20 protein-coding genes are annotated in these 20,845 nt (G+C 41.7%); 19 read left to right on the top strand and 1 reads right to left on the bottom strand.

Annotation, left to right across the window (positions count from 1 at the left end):
• The first annotated feature begins 310 nt into the window (after window positions 1-310).
• The 19 genes from Q4486_RS04015 (at window position 311) to Q4486_RS03925 (ending at window position 18,827) form a co-directional block, all read left to right on the top strand.
• Window positions 311-616: a phenol hydroxylase subunit gene (locus Q4486_RS04015; RefSeq protein WP_303518421.1), complete on the top strand. Its 306-nt coding sequence runs from the start codon at window positions 311-313 to the stop codon at window positions 614-616.
• A 31-nt stretch (window positions 617-647) separates the two neighbouring features.
• Window positions 648-1,634, top strand: coding sequence for an aromatic/alkene monooxygenase hydroxylase subunit beta (locus Q4486_RS04010; RefSeq protein ID WP_303518420.1), 987 nt, complete (start codon window positions 648-650; stop codon window positions 1,632-1,634).
• Between the two features lie 14 nt (window positions 1,635-1,648).
• On the top strand, window positions 1,649-1,918 hold the full coding sequence (locus Q4486_RS04005) for an MmoB/DmpM family protein (RefSeq protein ID WP_067987055.1): 270 nt from the start codon (window positions 1,649-1,651) through the stop codon (window positions 1,916-1,918).
• Window positions 1,919-1,934: 16 nt separating this feature from the next.
• Window positions 1,935-3,434 (top strand): aromatic/alkene/methane monooxygenase hydroxylase/oxygenase subunit alpha, encoded by a 1,500-nt coding sequence (locus tag Q4486_RS04000; RefSeq protein WP_303419385.1) that lies wholly within the window; start codon window positions 1,935-1,937, stop codon window positions 3,432-3,434.
• A gap of 73 nt (window positions 3,435-3,507) precedes the next feature.
• Window positions 3,508-3,870 carry a phenol hydroxylase subunit P4 gene (locus tag Q4486_RS03995; RefSeq protein WP_067987059.1) on the top strand — a complete coding sequence of 121 codons (363 nt, stop codon included), beginning with the start codon at window positions 3,508-3,510 and terminating at the stop codon, window positions 3,868-3,870.
• 24 nt (window positions 3,871-3,894) lie between these two features.
• Complete coding sequence (locus Q4486_RS03990; protein WP_303419388.1) at window positions 3,895-4,956, top strand: NADH:ubiquinone reductase (Na(+)-transporting) subunit F; 1,062 nt, start codon at window positions 3,895-3,897, stop codon at window positions 4,954-4,956.
• A 313-nt stretch (window positions 4,957-5,269) separates the two neighbouring features.
• Window positions 5,270-6,292 (top strand): YCF48-related protein, encoded by a 1,023-nt coding sequence (locus tag Q4486_RS03985; protein WP_303518419.1) that lies wholly within the window; start codon window positions 5,270-5,272, stop codon window positions 6,290-6,292.
• 11 nt (window positions 6,293-6,303) lie between these two features.
• Window positions 6,304-8,694, top strand: coding sequence for an RND family transporter (locus Q4486_RS03980; protein ID WP_303518417.1), 2,391 nt, complete (start codon window positions 6,304-6,306; stop codon window positions 8,692-8,694).
• 80 nt (window positions 8,695-8,774) lie between these two features.
• The gene (locus Q4486_RS03975) at window positions 8,775-10,385 is read left to right on the top strand and encodes a DUF1302 family protein (protein WP_303419396.1); all 1,611 of its coding nucleotides are present in this window, start codon (window positions 8,775-8,777) and stop codon (window positions 10,383-10,385) included.
• A 28-nt stretch (window positions 10,386-10,413) separates the two neighbouring features.
• Entirely contained in the window at window positions 10,414-11,730 is a 1,317-nt protein-coding gene (locus Q4486_RS03970) for a DUF1329 domain-containing protein (protein ID WP_303518416.1), read from the top strand.
• Between the two features lie 247 nt (window positions 11,731-11,977).
• Window positions 11,978-13,975 carry a methyl-accepting chemotaxis protein gene (locus tag Q4486_RS03965; protein WP_303518414.1) on the top strand — a complete coding sequence of 666 codons (1,998 nt, stop codon included), beginning with the start codon at window positions 11,978-11,980 and terminating at the stop codon, window positions 13,973-13,975.
• A gap of 243 nt (window positions 13,976-14,218) precedes the next feature.
• The gene (locus Q4486_RS03960; protein ID WP_303518413.1) at window positions 14,219-14,755 is read left to right on the top strand and encodes a DUF2878 domain-containing protein; all 537 of its coding nucleotides are present in this window, start codon (window positions 14,219-14,221) and stop codon (window positions 14,753-14,755) included.
• Entirely contained in the window at window positions 14,740-15,234 is a 495-nt protein-coding gene (locus Q4486_RS03955; RefSeq protein WP_303518411.1) for a hypothetical protein, read from the top strand. Before Q4486_RS03960 ends, Q4486_RS03955 begins: the two co-directional genes overlap by 16 nt.
• Window positions 15,235-15,266: 32 nt before the next feature.
• Window positions 15,267-15,806, top strand: a complete 540-nt coding sequence (locus tag Q4486_RS03950; protein WP_303419409.1) for a DUF3833 domain-containing protein — start codon at window positions 15,267-15,269, stop codon at window positions 15,804-15,806.
• 16 nt (window positions 15,807-15,822) lie between these two features.
• Complete coding sequence (locus tag Q4486_RS03945; protein ID WP_303518409.1) at window positions 15,823-16,596, top strand: SDR family oxidoreductase; 774 nt, start codon at window positions 15,823-15,825, stop codon at window positions 16,594-16,596.
• A 32-nt stretch (window positions 16,597-16,628) separates the two neighbouring features.
• Complete coding sequence (locus Q4486_RS03940) at window positions 16,629-17,051, top strand: nuclear transport factor 2 family protein (protein WP_303518408.1); 423 nt, start codon at window positions 16,629-16,631, stop codon at window positions 17,049-17,051.
• A 65-nt stretch (window positions 17,052-17,116) separates the two neighbouring features.
• The gene (locus tag Q4486_RS03935; protein WP_303518407.1) at window positions 17,117-17,557 is read left to right on the top strand and encodes an FAD-binding oxidoreductase; all 441 of its coding nucleotides are present in this window, start codon (window positions 17,117-17,119) and stop codon (window positions 17,555-17,557) included.
• Between the two features lie 303 nt (window positions 17,558-17,860).
• Window positions 17,861-18,394: an N-acetylmuramoyl-L-alanine amidase gene (locus Q4486_RS03930; RefSeq protein ID WP_303419417.1), complete on the top strand. Its 534-nt coding sequence runs from the start codon at window positions 17,861-17,863 to the stop codon at window positions 18,392-18,394.
• 97 nt (window positions 18,395-18,491) lie between these two features.
• Complete coding sequence (locus Q4486_RS03925) at window positions 18,492-18,827, top strand: hypothetical protein (protein ID WP_303419418.1); 336 nt, start codon at window positions 18,492-18,494, stop codon at window positions 18,825-18,827.
• Window positions 18,828-18,863: 36 nt separating this feature from the next.
• Here Q4486_RS03925 and Q4486_RS03920 read toward each other — a convergent pair whose 3' ends face one another.
• On the bottom strand, window positions 18,864-20,723 hold the full coding sequence (locus Q4486_RS03920; RefSeq protein ID WP_303518404.1) for a phosphate ABC transporter substrate-binding/OmpA family protein: 1,860 nt from the start codon (window positions 20,721-20,723) through the stop codon (window positions 18,864-18,866).
• Between the last annotated feature and the right edge of the window lie 122 nt (window positions 20,724-20,845).

The following is a 20,845-nucleotide window of genomic DNA, read 5'->3' as shown; positions in this document are numbered from 1 at the left end:
ATGCACAATCTGCAAAGCAGTGTTTACCTCTTTTAGCCCCCAGGGGTTGTTTATATGTCTCATCATTTCATCACTATTTCATACTAGCCTAACCATTTCGTCACCCTTTAGATAGAGGGGATCGTATAAATAATTCGTCGCAAAATAAGTCTTTGTTTGCTTGATTTTGTAACGTTTTAATCCAAAAAAATATTTATATATCAAATGGTTATATTGGTTTTCTTTTTCTTTTTCTGTTTTTTGTTTCCGATTGTGGCACAGCCTTTGCTGATAGCTGTTCGACTATGGCCCAAAAGGTGATTGAAACAAAATGGAAAAAGCAGAGCTAGATGTGAACAGTCAACAGAGCAACGCTTCGTTTGAACAGTTGGTGAAGTATGTTCGTGTTCGCAGCGCTGAAGGTGCTCGATTTGTGGAGTTTGATTTTGCCATCGGTGACCCAAGTCTGTTTGTTGAGTTAGTAATGCCTCAAGGGGCGTTTGAACACTTTTGTTTAAACAATAAGGTCGTTCATATGACAACTGAGCAGATGCAGGCCGTTGATGCCGAAATGGATAAATGGCGCTATGGCGAAGAAACGCTGATGGCCCGTAACCACAATCGCACAACCCAATAACAATAAACTCGTTTTGCTGGGGCACAACCGCATGACTATTGAAATAAAAACAGCAACGCTAGAACCCGTAAGAAATACTTATGCTCATATTGAGCGTCGTTTCGGCGATAAACCAGCTACACGCTATCAGGAAGCAACCTATGACGTGCAGTCTGAAAAGTATTTCCACTACCGACCGCTTTGGCAGCCAGAGAAAGAGCTGAATGATCCAAGCCGTACCGCTATAAAAATGAAGGATTGGTATGACTTTAAAGATCCCCGTCAGTTTTATTACGGTGCTTATGTCCAGCAGCGGGCAAAAATGCAAGAGGTGGCTGAGAACAGCTATGCCTTCTTTGAAAAGCGCAATTTAATGGCCTGTCTTCCTGATGGAATGGAAGCGAAAATCATTAAATACCTCATTCCTCTCCGACATTTAGAGCAGGGAGCCAATCTAAATAATATGTACGCCTGCTCTTATGGTTACGGTACTGCGATTACGCAAGCCTGTTTGTATAACGGCATGGATCGATTGGGTATCGCTCAATACTTATCGCGTATCGGCTTAATTATTGATGGCAATACAGGTGATTCTTTAGCTGAAGCTAAACAGGCTTGGATGAACGACGCTATCTGGCAAGGTATTAGAGCCGCCGTTGAAAAGATGATTATCACAGAGGACTGGTTTGAGGTTTTGGTCGCTCAAGATGTGGTACTTGATTGTTTAATGCATGAGCTTTTCTACGTGCAATTTGATCAATGGTTACAAGATAACGGCGCTCAAGATATAGGCATGTTAACTGAGTTTATGCAGGTTTGGGCTAAAGATAATAATCGCTGGATTGACGCAACGCTAAAAATTGCAGCGGCAGAGTCTACTGAGAATAAGGCACTTTTAGAGACTTGGGTGAGTGATTGGAAGCAGGTCATAAGTGAGGCGCTTTCTCCGCTCGCTGCAGAGATGTTAGGGAGTGATGCTTTGGCATTAGCCGAGTCGGCGCTTGATAAACGTTTAATGAAGGCAGGCCTATTTAAATAGGAAGGGTTCTAAAGATGTCAAAAGTATATATCGCATTACAAGACAACGATGAGTCTCGTTATATCGTCGAGGCCATTGAGGAAGATAACCCTGAAGCAACGGTTATTCATATGCCTGCAATGATCCGTATTGAGATGGATGGCCGGCTTACCGTATTGAGAGAAACTGTAGAAGAAAAGATGGGACGTGACTGGGACATTCAAGAGTTACATCTAAACCTAATTACACTCGGCGGCAACGTTGAAGAAGATGATGACAGCTTAAGTCTTCATTGGAATGAATAAAAATAAGGTTTGAATCATGGCTAAGAAACTAAATATAAAAGATAAATATCGCCTGTTGACCCGTGACCTCGATTGGGAATTCTCCTATGTGGATCGTAAAGATGCGTTCCCGTTTGAAGAGTTTGAAGGCATAAAAATTACTGATTGGTCTAAATGGGAAGATCCATTCCGCTTAACAATGGATTCTTATTGGAAGTATCAAGCAGAAAAAGAGAAAAAGCTTTACGCAATTTTTGATGCATTCTCACAAAACAATGGCCACTTAAATGTGTCTGATCCCCGTTATGTGAATGCGCTTAAATTGTTTTTAACGGGTGTCTCGCCACTTGAATATCAAGCTTACCAAGGCTTTGCCCATGTAGGTCGTCAATTTGGTGGTGTGGGTGCGCGTGTTGCTTGTCAGATGCAAGCGATCGATGAACTACGTCACGTGCAAACGCAGATTCACGCGATGAGTCACTACAATAAGTTCTTTGATGGCTTCCAAGACTATAGCCATATGCATGACCGTGTTTGGTATCTGTCTGTACCTAAGTCATTTTTTAATGATGCACGTGCGGCAGGCCCCTTCGAATTTATGGTCGCGATAGGTTTCTCATTTGAGTACGTATTAACCAATCTGTTGTTTGTGCCTTTCATGTCTGGTGCTGCTCATAATGGTGATATGGCCACAGTGACCTTTGGCTTTTCGGCGCAATCTGATGAAGCACGCCACATGACTTTAGGTCTTGAGGTGATCAAGTTCCTGCTTGAACAACATGAAGACAATGTTCCTATTGTTCAAAAATGGATTGATAAATGGTTCTGGCGTGGTACTCGATTATTGACCATTGTGGCGATGATGATGGATTACATGCTGCCTAATAAGGTGATGTCTTGGAAAGAAGCTTGGGAGGTCTATTTCGAAGAGGCAGGTGGATCTCTCTTTAAGGATCTCGCGCGTTATGGCATCAAAATGCCTAAATATGCAGAGACTATAGAGAAAGAAAAAGAGCATGTATCTCATCAAGCGTGGTGGATCTTCTATACCCACGGTCATGCTGCAGGATTCCATACTTGGATCCCATCCGATGAAGAGTTGGACTGGTTGTCTGAAAAGTATCCCGATACTTTTGATAAGTATTACCGTCCCCGTTGGGAGCTAGCTAAAGAGATGGAAGCTAAGGGAGAGCGTTTCTATACCAAAGCGCTGCCTCAGCTCTGTACTACGTGCCAGATCCCTATGGGCTTTACCGAGATGGATGATCCTACTCAGGTGTGCTATCGCGATTCGGTTTATAAAGGTGATCGTTACCATTTCTGCTCCGACGGCTGTAAAGATATTTTTGATGATGAACCTGAAAAATATGTCCAGTCATGGCTGCCGGTTCATCAAATATTCCAAGGTAATTGCGGCGGTCCGGATGTCGAGAATGTTTTAAGTGATTTCTACCGGATGAATTTAGGTGAAGACAACATGGATATGAAAGGCTCACCTGATGAGAAGCGCTGGAAGCAATGGAAAGGTGTTGCCTGATCAGGCGACAAAATAATTAAACGATCGATAGTCCCTGACAAGAGGGACTATCGTATTGATCGGGAGAATAATAATGCCTATACATGCCATAACACCTGAATACAAAGGCGAAGTATTAGATAAATTAGAAAATTTTAACGGCAATCAAGTAGTTTATGTAGGTTGGGATCATCATTTGATGTTTTGCGCTGCATTTGCCTACCCTTTGCCCCCTGAAATGCCATTTAGAGCCCTGTTAGACGATGTAATGCCTGAAGCATTTAGCCTTCATCCTGAGTTTTCTAAAATTAATTGGGATAAAGCAGAATGGTTATTAGATGGTCAGCCATTTATTCCTCAACTCAATGCATCATTAATAGATCAAGGGATTGGTCATAAATCATTATTACGTTTCCAAACGCCCGAACTAAAAGGCGTTCAGGAAGCGGGTATCTAAAGCCAGTTTATAAGGTGGAATACTATGACTTATGAAGTAGTTGTTGAGCCGACAGGTGATGTGATTGAGGTGGAAGAGGGCCAGACTATATTAGATGCAGCGCTTAGGCAGGGTGTTTGGCTACCTTTTGCCTGCGGTCATGGCACTTGTGCAACCTGTAAGTGCCAAGTAACCGAAGGTGATGTGGATCTTGGTAATGCATCGCCCTTCGCGTTGATGGATATAGAGCGAGAAGAGGGGAAAATCTTAGTCTGTTGTGCAACACCCGAATCGGATTTAGTGATTGAAGCTGATATAGATGTTGATGAAGATTTTGAGGGTTTTCCTGTTAAAGACTTTATCGGCACCGTTTCGGCAATTGAAGATCTATCACCGACGATTAAAGGTATACATTTTACCCTTGATGATGAGATCGAATTTCAAGCAGGGCAATATATAAACCTGAGCATTCCAGGAGTGGAAGGATCTCGTGCATTTTCTATTGCTAACAAACCTTCTGATAATAAAGTGCTTGAGTTGCATGTGCGTTTAGTCGAAGGGGGCGCGGGTACTACGTATCTGCATGAACAGCTGAAGGTGGGTGACACTTTAGAGCTCTCTGGTCCTTATGGTCAGTTCTTTACACGCTTGTCTGATAGTCAGGATGTTATTTTTATTGCTGGTGGATCAGGTTTGTCGAGCCCACAGTCGATGATTTTTGAATTGATCGAGCGTGGCGATAGCCGTGAGATTTATCTCTTCCAAGGCGCACGCAATGTTGCGGAGCTTTATAACAGAGCTATTTTCGAAAACTTAGCAAAAGAGCATAGTAATTTTCATTATATTCCAGCGCTGAATGCGCCAGAGCCTGATGATGATTGGCAAGGCTTTACGGGCTTTGTTCATGATGCCGCAGATGCGCATTTCAATAGCCGTTTTGATGGTCATAAAGCTTACCTTTGTGGTCCACCTCCTATGATCAATGCCGCGATTACAACGTTGATGCAAGGGCGTTTATTTGAACGCGATATCCATATGGAACGTTTTCTAACGGCTGCAGATGAATCTGAAGATCAATCTAGGTCTGCTTTATTTAAGCGCATCTAAACGTCTGTCTTCTCTTTTTTAAACCAGCGCAATGCTGGTTTTTTTATTTCTGAGCTTTGGTTAGGTCTTGGCCATTGATTGATAGCCTGTCATTAATGATTTGATTATCCCTCTTTAGGTTATTTGATTATTTGATGAATGAGGAGGTTTGTGAAGTCGATGACTTTGTGGAATGAAACTCAATAATAATCACTAACCAATTGAATATTAAGTATTTTATTTTTATCTAAATAAGCTGGCACGGTGGTTGCTCTATTCTAATCGTCGAGGTGTATATGCACCTATAAATACAGTTTTTGGTGATGTGAATAAAATGACGTCAATAACTAAAAAAAGATACGTCGATAATCTTAACTTTTATAAATCGTCAGGGCCGGCTTTAGCGAAGCTTGAAACAACAGGGCTAGCGCTGATCATTTCTCTATCGTTAGTGGGCTGCGAAGCCCCACTTAATCTTGAAGGGGTCGAAGCCGAGAAGCAAAAGCAAGTTCGCCGTACAGACCAGCTTCAGGGCATTGCGGCCAATGCTACGACGCTAGTGGTCGTTGGTTCGGATGGTCTTGTTCTAACCAGTCCTTTAGATCAACTATCTTGGACCCGTCATCAACTTGATGATGCACCAGCGCTCGTTGATGTTGCTGTCTGCCCTGATCAAAGCTTTGTTGCGCTAAGTATCGACAAGCGAGCTTGGTTTAGCGCCGATAATGGTCTTAGCTGGCAGTCTAAAAAACTCCCCACCCCGGAAGACCTTCTTGATCTAACTTGCGCACCTGATAACAGTATTTGGGTCGTAGGTAGCTTTTCTACTGTCCTTAATTCTACCGATAAAGGTGAATCATGGCATGAGACGACTTTAAACGAAGATGCCATGTTGACGGGTATTCAGTTTGTCGATCAAAACACGGTCTTTATCAGTGGTGAGTTTGGTTTAGTCAGTCGTAGTGATGATGCGGGCATGAGCTGGAATACACCGGAGATGATTCCCAATGACTTCTATACCCATGCGGCTCATTTTACTTCAGCCTCAGAGGGCTGGGTCGGTGGTTTAAGTGGTCAAATTCTTTATACAGAGGATGCGGGGGTTAGCTGGGAAAAACAACTAACGCCGACTGAATCGCCTATTTATGGTTTTTATTCTATAGGGGAAAAGCTCTTTGCCTTTGGTGATCACTCAACACTGTTGAGTTTTACCGGTCAGGATTGGGCAGAAATAGATACCCATGGTCGTCCGGTGTATTTGCGTGATGTCACACAACTACCGTCAGGAGATTTCCTCTTGGCTGGAGGCTCTGGGTCTCTGTTTTCTTTAGCTATTCAACCTATATCTGGTAAGTAGAGGCCTTTATCATGGATAAGCAGTCCACTAAGGCTCATAAGGCCACCCATTTTTTACATAACTTGGATGAAGCAGTATTTGCTTATCCTAAGTTAATTCTAAGTTGTATTTTACTGGTGACGCTCTTTTTCGCGTACCAGATTCCGAGTGTGAAAATGTACTCGGATTTCGCTGACCTGCTGCCGCAGGAACACACTTACATAGAACTTCACAACGAGATTAAGGAGTCCTTTGGGGGAGCCAATGTTGTGATTGTTGGGGTGGAAGTGGAAGAGGGTGATATCTTCAGTAATGCTGCCCTCGAAAAGATCCATCGTGTAACTCAAGCTGTAGATAGCTTACCTGGTGTTAACCATAACCTTGTTGCCAGTGTAACTCACCGTAACTCCCGTAAAGTGTGGATGACGCCGGAAGGTAACGTCAACTCTGAGTCCTATTATGATCCTCAGGGTGGTGAAATGAATGTGGAAGCCCTATCGGAGCTTCGTTCCGACGTGTTGGCTGATCCTAGAGTGTATGGCCCATTAGTATCGCCAGATATGAAAATGGCGCTGGTTAAAGCGCAGTTAAATGAAGGCCAGTTGGATTACGTTAAGACCTTTAATGAGATCCAAAGCTTACGTGATGTGGAAAACGCTGAGGGCTTTAAGATCCATGTTACTGGCCAGCCTATGCTCGTTGGTTGGGCGTATCAGTACTTAGATCAGATCATAGAGATCTTCCTGTTTACAGCGCTGATTATGTTGTCATTGCTGATCTTTTACTTCCGTAAAGCCTACGGGGTACTGATTCCTTTAGCCGCGGTGATCGTTTCCTCTATTTGGGGGATCGGTATTATTTCGTTGTTTGGGTATAACCTTGATCCATTAGGGTTGGTAATCCCATTCCTTATCTCTGCCCGTGCCATGTCCCATGGTATTCAGATAGTCGAGCGCTACTATCAAGAGCTGAATGATCATTCAGATCATCATGCTGCCGCTCGAAGTACCTTTGAGAATCTATTCCGCCCTGGAAGCTTAGGTGTAGTATCTGATGCCATAGGGCTGCTGTTAATTGCGATAGGGTCTATTCCACTTAATACCAAACTGGCCCATTACGCTTCCCTCTGGGCGTTATGCATTATTATTACCGTATTGCTAGCAGTTCCTCTTTTACTATCAATCCTTCCTAAGCCTAAAAACACTGAAGTTAAACACAATATATTTCGTAATGTTGGCTTTGCTTGTGCTGAAATTATTAGTGATAAACGCTCAGCAAAAAATGCCTTATGGATAGCGGCTTTCTTTCTTGTGGGAGGCTGGTACTTCTCCTCTAAAGTTGTGATTGGTGAGTCTGAGCCGGGTTCGCCGATTCTCTATCAAGATCATGATTACAACCAATCATCTAAAGCGATCAATGATAGTTTTCCTGGTTCAGAGGAGCTCTATATTGTGGCAGAGACCTCAGAGAAGGGCGGTATTAAACGTCCAGAAGTCCTTAAAGCGTTAAGTGAGCTTGAAAACCACATGATGCTTGATCCTGAGGTTGGTGGGGCAAAAGGGATTCCTGATTTAGTAAAACAGGTTAACCGTTTACTGCACAATGATGATCCCCGTTGGACCCAGATCCCTGCAGATCCGCAATATGTAGGTGGACTTATGTTTACCTACATGATGTCGAGCCCCATTCCTGGAGCGTTGAATGAGTTTGTCGATACCGATGAGCGAATCGCCAATCTAGTTTTCTATTATAAAGATCACCAAGGAGAAACGATCCGTCGTGCCATTCACACGGCTAAAGAGTGGATTACCGCTAATGAAGGCAAAGTTGAAGGACTTACGATTCGCCTTGCTGGCGGCACCATTGGCGTGACGGCAGCGATGAATGAAGCGGCCTATGAAACCAACCTATGGGTTTTACCTTTAGTCTTTATTCTGATCTTCCTCATGGTGATGTTTTTCTATCAGTCATTAGCGGCGGGCACCATGATGTTTATGGCTATGCTCTTTGCGACCACCTTGACCTACGCCTATATGGGGGTAACCCAAATGGGTATCAATATTAACACTGTCCCCATTATTGCGGTGGGCGTAGGTGTAGGTATCGATTACTCAATCTACATGATGGATCGCATTCGCTCCGAGATGGTGAAGCTGCAAGATTTAAATGTAGCGGTGAGAGAGGCGATCCGCACCACTGGGCTAGCGATCAGCTTTACGGCCATTACCTTGATGGCGGGTATCGTGATGTGGGTGTTGTTATCTGATCTTCGTTTCCAATCCGATGCTGCGTTACTGCTGATGGTTATGGTGGTGCTAAATGGCGCGGCAGCCATGTTACTGGTACCTAGTTGGATACTGGTCTTTAAACCTAAATTTATCTGCAAGGCTTACCAAGATGATGATGGTGTTCTTCATTCGTGAAGCCACCACATTCGGTCTGCGTTGTTGTGAATACTTGCTGTATGAAAACTTAAAATAAAAAAACCTGAAGGGGTTTAGTGATGACAAAAAAAATAACAACACTTAACAAAGTAGCCATTGGGGTGGCTACCGCGATAGCAATGAGCTATGGCCCAACCGTATCTGCGGGAGAAGCGCAATGGTCCGGTTATGTTGAGAATGCTACCTATTTTCGCGATAAAAAAGGACTGTCCAAATTTAGAAATACTGCACAGGCGGAGTTTTATAAACCTGTCGAGTCAGATGGTTGGAGCAATGTCAGCATCAACGGTGTGCTTCGCGCTACCTATGATGGGGTATACGACTTAAATGATGGAGAGTTTGGCAAGAATGCAGGTGAAAACTACTTAGGTGAAAACTGGCATGATAATAATACGGCCTCTTCATCGGCAGTATTAAACCCAGGTGTTGCTTTTCCTTGCGAAAATGACCCAGCCTTATGTAACAATCTAGATGGTTACATGGATCAAGATGAAAATGACGCTAAGTTCTCAGATTTTAACGATGAACTAGATTTTATTCGTGAGCTTTATATTACTGCGGATAAGCAGCTGGCTAATGGCGATATTTTCAATGTGACCTTTGGTAAGCAACAGGTTGTATGGGGTAAAACCGATCTGTTCCGTGTTTTAGATGTGGTCAACCCGGTGGACTATTCCCGTCATAATATCTACGACGAGCTTGAAGATATTCGTATTCCTCAGTGGATGTTGACGGCTGAATGGCGTATGGGTGCCAACAACATTTTTGATGATCAGAACCTACAGTTTATCTGGAACATTGATAAGTTCCGTCCTCATAACTTAGGTACTTGTGGTCAGTCCTACAAAATGGTTGATGCAGGTTGTTTCTTTGCCTCGTCTATTCAAGGTGGCGGCCCTTACATAATTAACGATGTAGAAGAGTATGACTGGAACCTGAAAAACACCCAGTTTGGTGTGAAATGGGAAGGGGTGTATGGGGATGCAACGTTCTCACTTAATGCTTTGCATTACCGTCAGCAACTACCTTCTATTCATGCGCTAGGTGCGCCAGGCGATAACTTTGGTTTGTTCGATATTCACTTCCCGCGCGTTACATTGCTGGGCGGTGCGATTGATTATTACTCCATGAATATGGATGCCACATGGCGCCTTGAAGTGGCTTATACCGAAGGGGAAGAGCAGCCAAGAGACACAAACGGTTATAAAGAAACCGATATGCTGCGTTATGTAATTGGGTTTGATAAAAACAAGATCATTCCTTCTTTAGGAACACGTAGTGCTTTCCTCATTTCTGCTCAGTTATTTGGTGAGCATATTCTCGATCATGAAGTGGATATGCCTAACGATGAAGATAACTGGATCGCAACGGGTTTATTCAAAGGTTTCTATATGAATAACCGTTTGAGCCCACAGATCATTGTTGCTCATGATTTCGCGGCGAAAGCGACCGCTATTGCGCCAAGCATCTCATTTACACCTGATAACCACTGGATGTTTAACCTTGCCTTGAACGTGAAAACTGGCGGCGATGAAACTTTCCCTTGGAGCGTGACAGGTGGTGACGCGGGTGGTGGTCAAACTGAACCTTTAGCGCGTTTCCTAAATGGACCAATCGGTGTGGCTAATCAGGAAGATGAAATCCAGTTCACTGTGCGTTACAGCTTCTAACAATAGAGAATAATAAAGGTAGATAACGATGTTGAAAAAAACATTAATAACTTTAGCGGTTACGGCAGGGTTAAGCGTAAACGCACAGGCGACACAAATTTCTGAAGAGGTTATTCAGGAAGCGTTTCACCCTTATGCAAACTCATTACCTAAGGCCGATATGGTTAAGCCAGGGATGACTATTAATGCAGGTAATGTTGATTCAGTTAAGGAATACCTTGATCCTGCAATGTATATGTTCATCAAAAATGGTGATTATGAAATGAAAGTGGGGGAAACGACCTCATTTGATCTCCATAAATCTTATGTCGACGCTACACGCAAATACTCAGGAGATGTAAAGTTAGGCTCAAAACCGGGTGAAATATCAGGTTCTGTTGCTGGTCGACCTTTCCCTCAGGAGCCATCATTAGATGACCCCCGAGCAGGTGAGAAGCTAGCTTGGAACTACAAGTTTGGTTACAACTGGGGAGATTCCTCCGCGATTTACCCGTTCTATTGGAAATACCGCGATATGAACAGTGGTAAAGTAGAGCGTACAGTAAAAATGAACTTCCACTTTTTGAATTTCACTCACCGAACGCAACAGGAACCATTCCCTGAAATTACGCCCAACCCATCCAATCTGTTTCGTGGCATCTACGTTCAAGTGTTAGAGCCGTTTGATGTGAAAGACACTCAATTACTGATCCAGCGATTTGATGATGATCTTAAGCGTGATAATGCCTATTTATACTTGGGTTTTCAGCGCCGTGTGCGCCGCTTGTCTTCAGGTCAGACAACCGATGCCTTCCTAGGTTCTGATGTAATGATCGAAGACTTTGAGGGTTATAACGGTCGAATTAGTGATATGAACTGGACTTACAAAGGCACCAAATACATTTTGTCGCCGATGTATAACCATAACGAGATGGTGCTTGATACTGAAACTCACAAAGATGATGACGGTTATCAGGTGATTAAATTTGCTGGTAAAGGGGGATGCTTCCCAGAGATAACTTGGCAGCTGCGTAAGACCTATGTTGTAGAGTCTTCACCTGTTGATCCGAACCATCCAATTAGTAAACGTGAACACTACATGGATGCACAGACCTTCATTATCCCACGTAATATTACCTACGACCGCAAAGGCGATATGTGGAAAAGTTGGACTATTGGGCAAGCCCATCCTGATCATCACTTACCTATAAACAAAGGTACTGGTGTTGCTATTGATGATAGCTTCTCCATGGTTGATATACAGGCTAATCATTGTACGACAGGTCAGTTTAAAGGGATTGTTGATCCTGAGTTGACGCCACCAAGTAAAATGACAGTACAAAACTTACGCGCATCAGGCCGTTAAGTTTTTGAGGTTGTTATGGTCCCCTTCTTCACCTTAACAACCTTTCTATCACAACATACTGCTTGAAGCAGGATGCTTATTTTTTTAAGCCAAGGATGGCTTTTATTTTAAGCTTATTGCAAATACTCCCAACTATAGGACAGTGAATCATCACTTAAATAATTTGAGTGATTGTTAATGACCTATCTCATGATATTCATAACGCTGTCGGTATCTGTTATTCAAATCTGACGTAGAACAATAAAAAATGAATAGATTTAAACAAATGTCCATTAGCTTACGGATTACCTTAGGTTATATGGTGATGATGTGCCTTTTAGCCATGTTAGGTTTTTCCTCTGTCTTTAATATCAGCAAACTTGCATCTGCTTTGCAGTTTGTATCGGGGCCGGCGCTTCAAGCATCAAATGGAGGTAGTGATACAGCCTTCAGTCTGCAAGCTGAAGTGTTAAAAACGCAGCAAATATTACTTAAGCAAATTGATCCTAAAAAAGGGTTTGCAGAGATAAAAGAGTTACATAAAGCGGGCCAAAAGGGTTTTTCTCAAGTTTTAGAGAGTGGTTTAGTTGATCAATCGCTATTGAAGTTATCCGCTCAGCAAATGGATGATTATAAAAGCTTAAATGAGCGTGCGCTGTCCTTATATATCCGTGTTGAAAAAGAGAGGAGTGATCTAACAAAGCTGACTGATATAGTTCTAGAAAACGTAATGGTTTCTCAAGAAGACACCATGATCTTAATTGATGAGCATTATAATAGTCGTCTAGAGGCCGAGCGCTACCGTGATTTAGATTTACTTCTTTCTGAAGTTAAAACCTTAATTCTCTCACGCAACTATGTGTTACAGCAGTTTTTCAATGGAGTGGAGATCGAAAAGCAGCGCAAAGTGATGGCTGAACAATATAGATTATTAGAGCCAACTTATCAGCGTTTGCTAGTGATGTTGAGAAACCTAGCACTAACCGAACATGCAGTGAATATAGAAACATCCCTCGGCAAATTATTACAACAATATGAGCAAGTGGTTAATGACTACTTAGTGTTTAAAAAAGTACAGGATTCCTCATTTAATAAAGCGCAGGCTTTACTCAGCAACTTATCCAAAATAAAGGATCAAGGTGAGGAGAAGATATTAGAGAATACTCATTCTGTGGTGTCTCTTGTTGAGCAAGCCAAGGAGTTTATTTTAGTTGTCGTGGTTATTGGCTTGTTAGTGGGTGTTATTGCAATGTTATTTGGCTACCGGACGGTAGTAAAACCACTAGATGCTATTGCTGATAACTTAGATAAAATTGGTCGTGGCGATGGCAATTTAAACGTAAAACTTAGTGAAAAAGGAGCCAAAGAGCTACGTAAGCTTTCCATCGGTTTTAACGTTTTTGTGAATAAAATTAAACATACGGTTATTGGGGTTAATGATGCAGCTAAAAATCTCTGTAGCCAAACAGATAAACTGGTTGTTATCAGTGATACCACACGAACCGTAATAAACGAGCAAACAACAGATACTGAGCTTGTGGTTGAGGCGATAGACCAACTTGCCATTAGTACCTCTGAAATTGCTGAAAGTGCGGCTCATGCAGCTGATGCAGCAAAAGATGCGGATGCATTTTTAGAGAGCGGTAAGCATGAAGTCTATGCCATGATTCAAGCCATTCGCAGTCAAGTAGAGCAGCTGAATAATACAAATGCTGTAATGGATAAGCTGTCACATGATTCGAAGCGAATTGGTGATGTATTAAGTGTTATCAATGATATTGCTGAACAAACAAATCTATTAGCTTTAAATGCTGCAATAGAGGCTGCACGTGCGGGTGAGAAGGGCCGAGGTTTTGCAGTTGTTGCTGATGAGGTAAGAACCTTAGCGAGTAATACGCAGCAAGCGACAACGACGATTCAAAACGTTATTAAAGAGCTACAAAGTGCCTCTAAAGAAGCTGACTCATCAGTGGTTTATACACTAAAAATCGCAGAGCAAGGGGTTATTCAAGCTGAGAAAGCGGATGATATTTTAAAGAAAATTACAGAGGCTATAGGGACGATTAACAGCGTTAATATACAAGTTGCCGCGGCGACTCAGCAACAGGCTGTTATTACACAATCGATAAAAGAGAATATCTATTCTGTCAGTGGGAAATCAATAAAAACGAGCGAATCATTCGATGAAATTAACGAGAGTATAGAGGTTATCATCGCTGTTGTTGACGGTCTAAATGATGGCATTAAGCAATTTAAGCTCAGCTAAGCGACGCTTAGCTCTAAGTTAAGAGAATAGGGCGCTTTCAAGGAGGCGCCTTTTTTAATTTTCCCTCTAATACCCTTTCAATCAGTAGATATTAGCTACGCGATTAACTAAATAGGTTTTACTCTAAATGTAGATTTTAAGCTTAGGTCGTTTTTTCATACTTAATTAAATCAGAGTAAAACTGAACCAATTCCATGGAAGTTCCGTATAGCTGATTAATTCAAATGGGTATGGGAACGGCTAATGTTTTCAGGTATCTCTCAAAATGTATGGGTCAATTTGATCGGATTTAATCTGATATGGATTTTATCTATTCTTTATAAAAATGAAGCGGTTCTTGTCGTAAGCATCTTTTTATTACTTCACCTATTACTCCATACGGATCCCATAACTGAAGCCTTTATATTGGTCATCGTTACTTTGCTTGGTTATAGCTTGGATAGTGTGATGACATTATTGGGCGTTTATTGGTTTGAAAATAATAGCGCAAATGATCTTAGAATCTTTGCGCCATTATGGTTGGCATTACTCTGGTTATCATTTGCGGCCACGTTGAGACAAAGTCTAAGCTTTTTCTCTAACAAACTTAAACTAAGTGTAATTGCGGGGGGCTTTTCTGGAGGTTTCTCTTATTTTGCTGCGGCTAATTTAGGTGCTGTTAGCTTTCCGCTAGGCAACTTTGTAACTGTCCTAATGGTTGCAGTTATCTGGGCCTTTCTATTTCCACTACTGCTCGTCTTAACCTCTTACATAGAGAGGGCATTATGCACAGAGTATTGATCGTTTTCTCTATCTTCCTGTTTTCTAATGATAGCTATGCCGCGCAACTACCTTCCGCTTGGCGGGTTGTAGGTTCAGCGGAGTTAAAACTGTTGTGGTTCCCTATTTACAGTGCGCAATTGAAAACCCCTAAGGGTGTGTTTTCTGGCACGGATCGCTCTGTGTTGCTGTCTCTTGAGTACCATCAAGATATAGAAAAAGCAGTATTACTGCGTGAGACGGAGAAAAGTATTAAGCAGACAATATCGCCGGCTGACCGTGAAAATTTATTATCAGATCTTGCCATTATGTGGCCGGACATTCAGAAGGGAGGTCGCTTTGCTTTTTTGATTGATAAGGATGGATATGGTCACTTTTTTTATAACGATGGGTATCTAGGTTCACTAGACAAACCTGAAATAAGCCAAGTCATTATTAATATTTGGCTGTCAGATAAAAGTAGATATCCCGATTTAGCTAAACAGCTTAGGGGAGAGTAATTTTGCATCGATATTTTACTAGGATGGCCTTTATGATTTTCATTCCTTTTATTACAAGTTGTGCTGTAAATATTGAACAGTATGAAGAGAGTCAACCGGCATTAGATCTGAGTGAGTTTTTTGATGGCCATTTGGAGGCGTACGGCATTGTGCAGGATTATAAAGGCAAAGTAAGTCGCCGTTTTCGTGCCGATATACTAGGGAAATGGGAAGGTGATAAAGGTGTACTTGATGAGTTGTTTTTCTTTACTGATGGGGAGGAGGAACATCGATGCTGGCAGTTAAGCAAGCAAGGGGATCACTATACAGGAACCGCAGGTGATGTTATTGGTCGTGCGGAAGGTCAGGTGGCAGGCAATGCTTTAAATTGGCAATATACTTTATCTGTACCCGTGAAAGGTAAAACGTGGAAAATTAATCTTAATGATTGGATGTATCTTGTTGATGATAAAAACCTAATCAACCGTGCAAAAATGTATAAATTTGGTTTAGAGGTTGGGCAAGTTACTCTCTATATACGAAAAGTCTCGTCATTACCCCATCGTAATTTAACGAATGGCTGTGAACTTTAATGATAGGGGGTCTGTTATGAATCATTACAAGCCTTTGCCTTGGCAAAATGTTTGGATTACAGGAGCCGGAAGAGGAATTGGACGTGCGCTTGCTATCCTATTAGCGGGTCAAGGGATGAGAGTTTATGCCTCCTCTCGAACTGAAATTGAACTTGAAAAATTAGTCGCTGAGTATCAACACTTACCCGGTGAAATTATTCCTATAAGATTAGATACTCGCTGTGTCGAAGAACTTGAACAGCTGATCAATGAGTGGGATCAAACAGATTGCTTTCCTGAATTAGTTATTCTTAATGCGGGAACTCACGATCCCTTTTCAGCCGCTGAATTTAGCGCTCAGCGGTGCAAACACTTATTCGATATAAACCTGCAAGGCACGATCAATTGCCTAGAGCCTGCTCTCCAGCGAATGCTCAAACGAGGTAAAGGGCAGATTGCAGTGATGGCATCTGTCGCGGGATATAGAGGTCTACCCACAGCGGCTGCCTACGGTGCTAGCAAAGCGGCTTTAATTCATCTGTGTGAATCATTACGGTTAGATCTGAAAAACACGCATATAAAGCTTCAGGTTATAAATCCTGGATTTGTTAAAACCCCGCTGACTGATAAAAATGAATTTACGATGCCGGCTTTGTTGGCTCCAGATGAGGCAGCGACAGGCATACTCAATGGTTTATTAAGCGATCATTTTGAAATTACCTTCCCTAAACGCTTTACCTTTATACTTAAACTCTTACGTATTATTCCTTACCGTTTATATTTCTATTTAGCCGGTAAAATAGTGAAGTAACTTGTTTCTTTCATCGAGTAATGGAAATAAAAATGAGTCCTTGGTTAACGAACTATATTACTGTCCTTGAGTCGCTTAGTTCTGCTGATTTACCTCGGTTGCGAGCATGTATCTCTGAGGACATTAAATTTAAAGACCCCTTTAACGACACGAGTACTCAGAATGAGTTTATTGCGATTATGGATGATATGTATTCACGTCTTGATAACATTCATTTTAAGGTCCACAGCTCAGCAGAATATGAACGTGAAGCTTTTATTGAATGGACCTTCTATGGAGAATCGAAACTGACAGGGACATTTAGTTTTGTTGGTACAAGTAAGTTAATATCAGATCAAAGTGGAAAGGTTACACACCATTTTGACTATTGGGATGGTTCGGCGTTAATGGAGAAAATCCCACTGATAGGCTTCTTTATTCGCCAATTAAGAGGCCGCTTTTCACATAAAAACTAACTTTATAAAAACGCCGAATAGATTAGTTGGTTTTAGTGGGGACTTGCTACATAAATGGATTCATTTTGAATAGATTAAGCTTTTTCTGTATATCACTGACCACCGCCTGTTTAGTGAACAGTGTATCTTTGTATGCAGATTCACTTGCTCCGTTTACGAGTGATGGTTGCAGCGCCTTTCCTGATGGAACCATGCAACACCGCCAGTTGTGGTTAAAATGCTGTACGGCGCATGATTACGCGTATTGGAAAGGGGGAACCTATCAAGAGCGAGTACAAGCAGATAAAGCTCTCAATCATTGTGTTACCGACGTAGGTGAGCCAGAACTCGCATTATTAATGTTAGCGGGTGTGCGGGTTGGAGGCACTCCTTTTTTCCCTACAACATTTCGCTGGGGGTATGGTTGGCCCTATCCTCGAAACTATAGGGCGCTTACTCCCGATGAGTTGGAGCAAGTTCGAAAACTTTCAATGAAAGCGTATATAAACTATCAACTGGAAAAATAGATCTACGCTTTAGTTTTTTTTTATCTATTTTAAGCTATTATTTTACCACTGCTTATAGTTAGCAGTTCAGCATCAAGGATTGTGCTGTCTCTTCATAGAGTGTTTTCTTTCCTTGTGTCTTTTACTTGTTAGTGGTTTAGGCACATTCTCACATATGCATTTATGTTGTGCTTTTTCCTTTGACCTGTATTTACAAATAGAGTGGTAGGCTATTCATAATAACCTTATGTCCCGCCTGACATTTATATATGAAGTTATAGACGTATCACTATCAAAAAAATAATTTAGAGCAGGATAGGGAATATGAAAACGTGCGCATTGGTCATCGGACATAAAAAAAATTCACCTGGAGCCGTTAATGAGCGCCGTAAACTCACTGAATTTACATTTAATGAGGCGCTGGCAAGTGAGATCGAGCGGGCGGTTGTAGGGGTGAATATTCAGCGGGTTTATAGACGCACATACACATCACTACCTGATGACTTAAATGAGCTAGACCCTGATTTTATACTTAGCCTTCACTGCAATGCGTTTAATAAAAGCGCTTCAGGGACAGAAGTGCTCTATTACCATCGTTCAGCCTTAGGTAGACAAATGGCTGAAATTCTACAGCAGCAGTTAGTTTACGCGCTTGATTTGCCCGATCGAGGCGTTAAACCAAAAAACTCTGAAGACAGAGGAGGTTATCTTTTGCAAAAGACTTATGCGCCTTGTTTAATTGCTGAACCTTTCTTTATAGACAATGATCAAGATCTTGAGGTGGCATCGACCCATTATTCCGCTCTGATCGATGCCTATGCGAGAGGGATAGAGGAGATGGCTGAACTTATCAGTTAATATCTATCCATCGGATAAAACTGATCTGCTTCATTCTAATAATTGCTACACCTATTTGTTAAGATAGGTGTAGATAATTTTATTGAAGGGGATTAATTTGTCTAATCAATTATTAGAAACTTTGTGTGATTTAGTAACGGAAGCCCATACGCGTATTCAAAAGAACTTTAGCCACCTTGATCCAATTGTTGGGGTTAGCCAGAGCATGAGAAAGAGCGGGGTTCCAGCTGATGCGATGACTATCGACTGTCTAAGGTCAGGTAAGCGTATTATTATTGTATTACATGATGAAAGCCCAAATTTAGTAAACTACCAGTTTGCCTATAGAGATAAAGATCCCTTCAATGAGTTTGAACAACTGGCATCCAATGAACTATCGGAGCAAATTTTGTACGACTGGATGCACAGTTATTTCTTAGCTAATGATAAGTGAACCTTATAAGGGCGCTAGCCTTTAGCCTATTGCAAACTATCGTGTTGCTGTATTAAACGGGGTAGTTGCATTGCTGTTTACCCAGATTTCTACACGACGGTTTCGTTCTCTTCCCACTTTTGTTGTATTGGAAGCTATTGGTGCCATTTCACCTAGCCCTATAGTATTTTTAATATTGATCCCGCGCGATATAAGTGCAGATTCTACCGCTTTAGCTCGCTGCAAAGAGAGGGATTGGTTACCTAATGGATCGCCAATACTGTCAGAAAAGCCGATAAGCATTGCTTGCTGCCCTGGATTTGTTTCAAAAAACTGGACTACACGTTCTAAATCGCGCACCGCTTTATTATCTAAAACAAAAGTACCACTATTAAAACGAAAGTTAAGTGATAGCCGCTGTGCATTCTTAACCGTTTGAATGTATTTTTGTGGAAGGTTATCGGTCAGCATAGGTTTAATGTTATATACATTTTGTGAAATAAACCCTGCCTGTTTAACGACTTCTTGACCCTCTTTTGATAAGGCAAACTCTATAAATTTATGGGCCTCTGATTGAGTATTAATTGTGCTGGGTTCGTAAATATATAAGCGACGAACAAGAGGGTAGTCTTCTGTAGAAATCGTGAAGGATGTTGGGTAGATAGGTTGGCCGTGTTGATCATCAGATATAGCGAGTGCTTTAGCTCGCAATACATAAGGAAGACCAATAAACCCAATCGCTCCAGGGGTTTTGCTAACGAGATCAGACAGTTCAACGCTTGATTCTATGCGTGTGGCATCCGCACTTAGGGTTGCGCCATGTTTTTTAAGGATCATAGATTTAAACGAATCCCATGTTCCCGAGTTACTATCACGTGCAAAGATCGCTACATCTTGGTTTTTACCACCTAGCTCTTTCCAGTTTTTAATAGTGCCTGAGAAAATTTTGGCCAATTGCTCTGTATTCAAATCACTAATAGGGTTATTGGGATTGATAATTACAGCGAGTCCATCCATGCCAATAATATGCTCAGTGCTTTTAGAGCGAAGGTCACCGTACTTAGCCGTTAATTGTTTGACCTCTTTATCTTTAATGCGCCTTGATGCCATGGCTAAGTCGGTTTTACGATTAGCGAGGGCTTTGAATCCGGTGCTTGAACCATGAGCATAGATAGGTATTGAGCGTTGAGAGCGATCCGATTGGTTATAAACCTCTAAATTCTTTTCAACATCAATATGAGATTCAACGAGTTTAAAGTCAGTAGCCCCTTGGCTTTTATAAAAGGCTTTGATTAATTCTGGAGCTAATACTTCTCCAATGGTATTTGAACCTTGAATGCGAAAGGCTATATTGCTTGCTTGGCTTTTAGTTGCGGGCTGCGATGGTTGAATCTTATTTTTATAGTTTTTAATGATTGAGGAGGGGTCTTGCTGACCTACTATCAGGGGAGCTGCTGCGTCCCTTATAGCTTTAGCGGATTCTATCGTAACTGTTTTTTTGATCGCCGGTGCTTGGGTATTATGGGCAAGAGATTGCACCTCAGTTGTTTTGTCAAACAGCATAAAACTAAGGCTAAATAAGAGAATAATAATAACGCCAGAAATAATGTAGATAGGTTTGTTATTATGATTAAGTACTTCTATGCTAGTTTCTGGTGTGTTGCTAGATGGAGTAACAGGCTCCTCCTGTGGAAGCTCAACTTCTTTGATGAGCTCTAATTCATCAGTGGTTAAAAGATCAGTGTAAATTTGTTGTAGCGGTTTGCTAATTGGAAGCTCTGTAATATCAACATTGAGTAAAATGGAGCGTCGATACTCTTGATCATGGGTGAAACGATGTAGATCTATTTTCTCATGGCCTTGGCGCTCAAGTTCACGTTTGAGTTTCCAAATTAGGTCAAAAACCGTTGTTTTCACAGCACTATTCTCATCGATGGACAGGGTTTTAGGAGGGGGTAAGGCGGCTGATTCTAATAACGGAACATTGCCGGAATATGACAAAAATAATTTAGCGCTAATTGGCTTTTTGCATATGTAAA

The sequence above is a fragment of the Neptuniibacter sp. 2_MG-2023 genome, from assembly GCF_030547495.1.
In the GTDB taxonomy this organism is placed as follows: Bacteria; Pseudomonadota; Gammaproteobacteria; order Pseudomonadales; family Balneatricaceae; genus Neptuniibacter.
The sequence above is the reverse complement of the archived record's forward strand: the minus strand, read 5'-3'. Positions and strand labels throughout refer to the sequence as shown.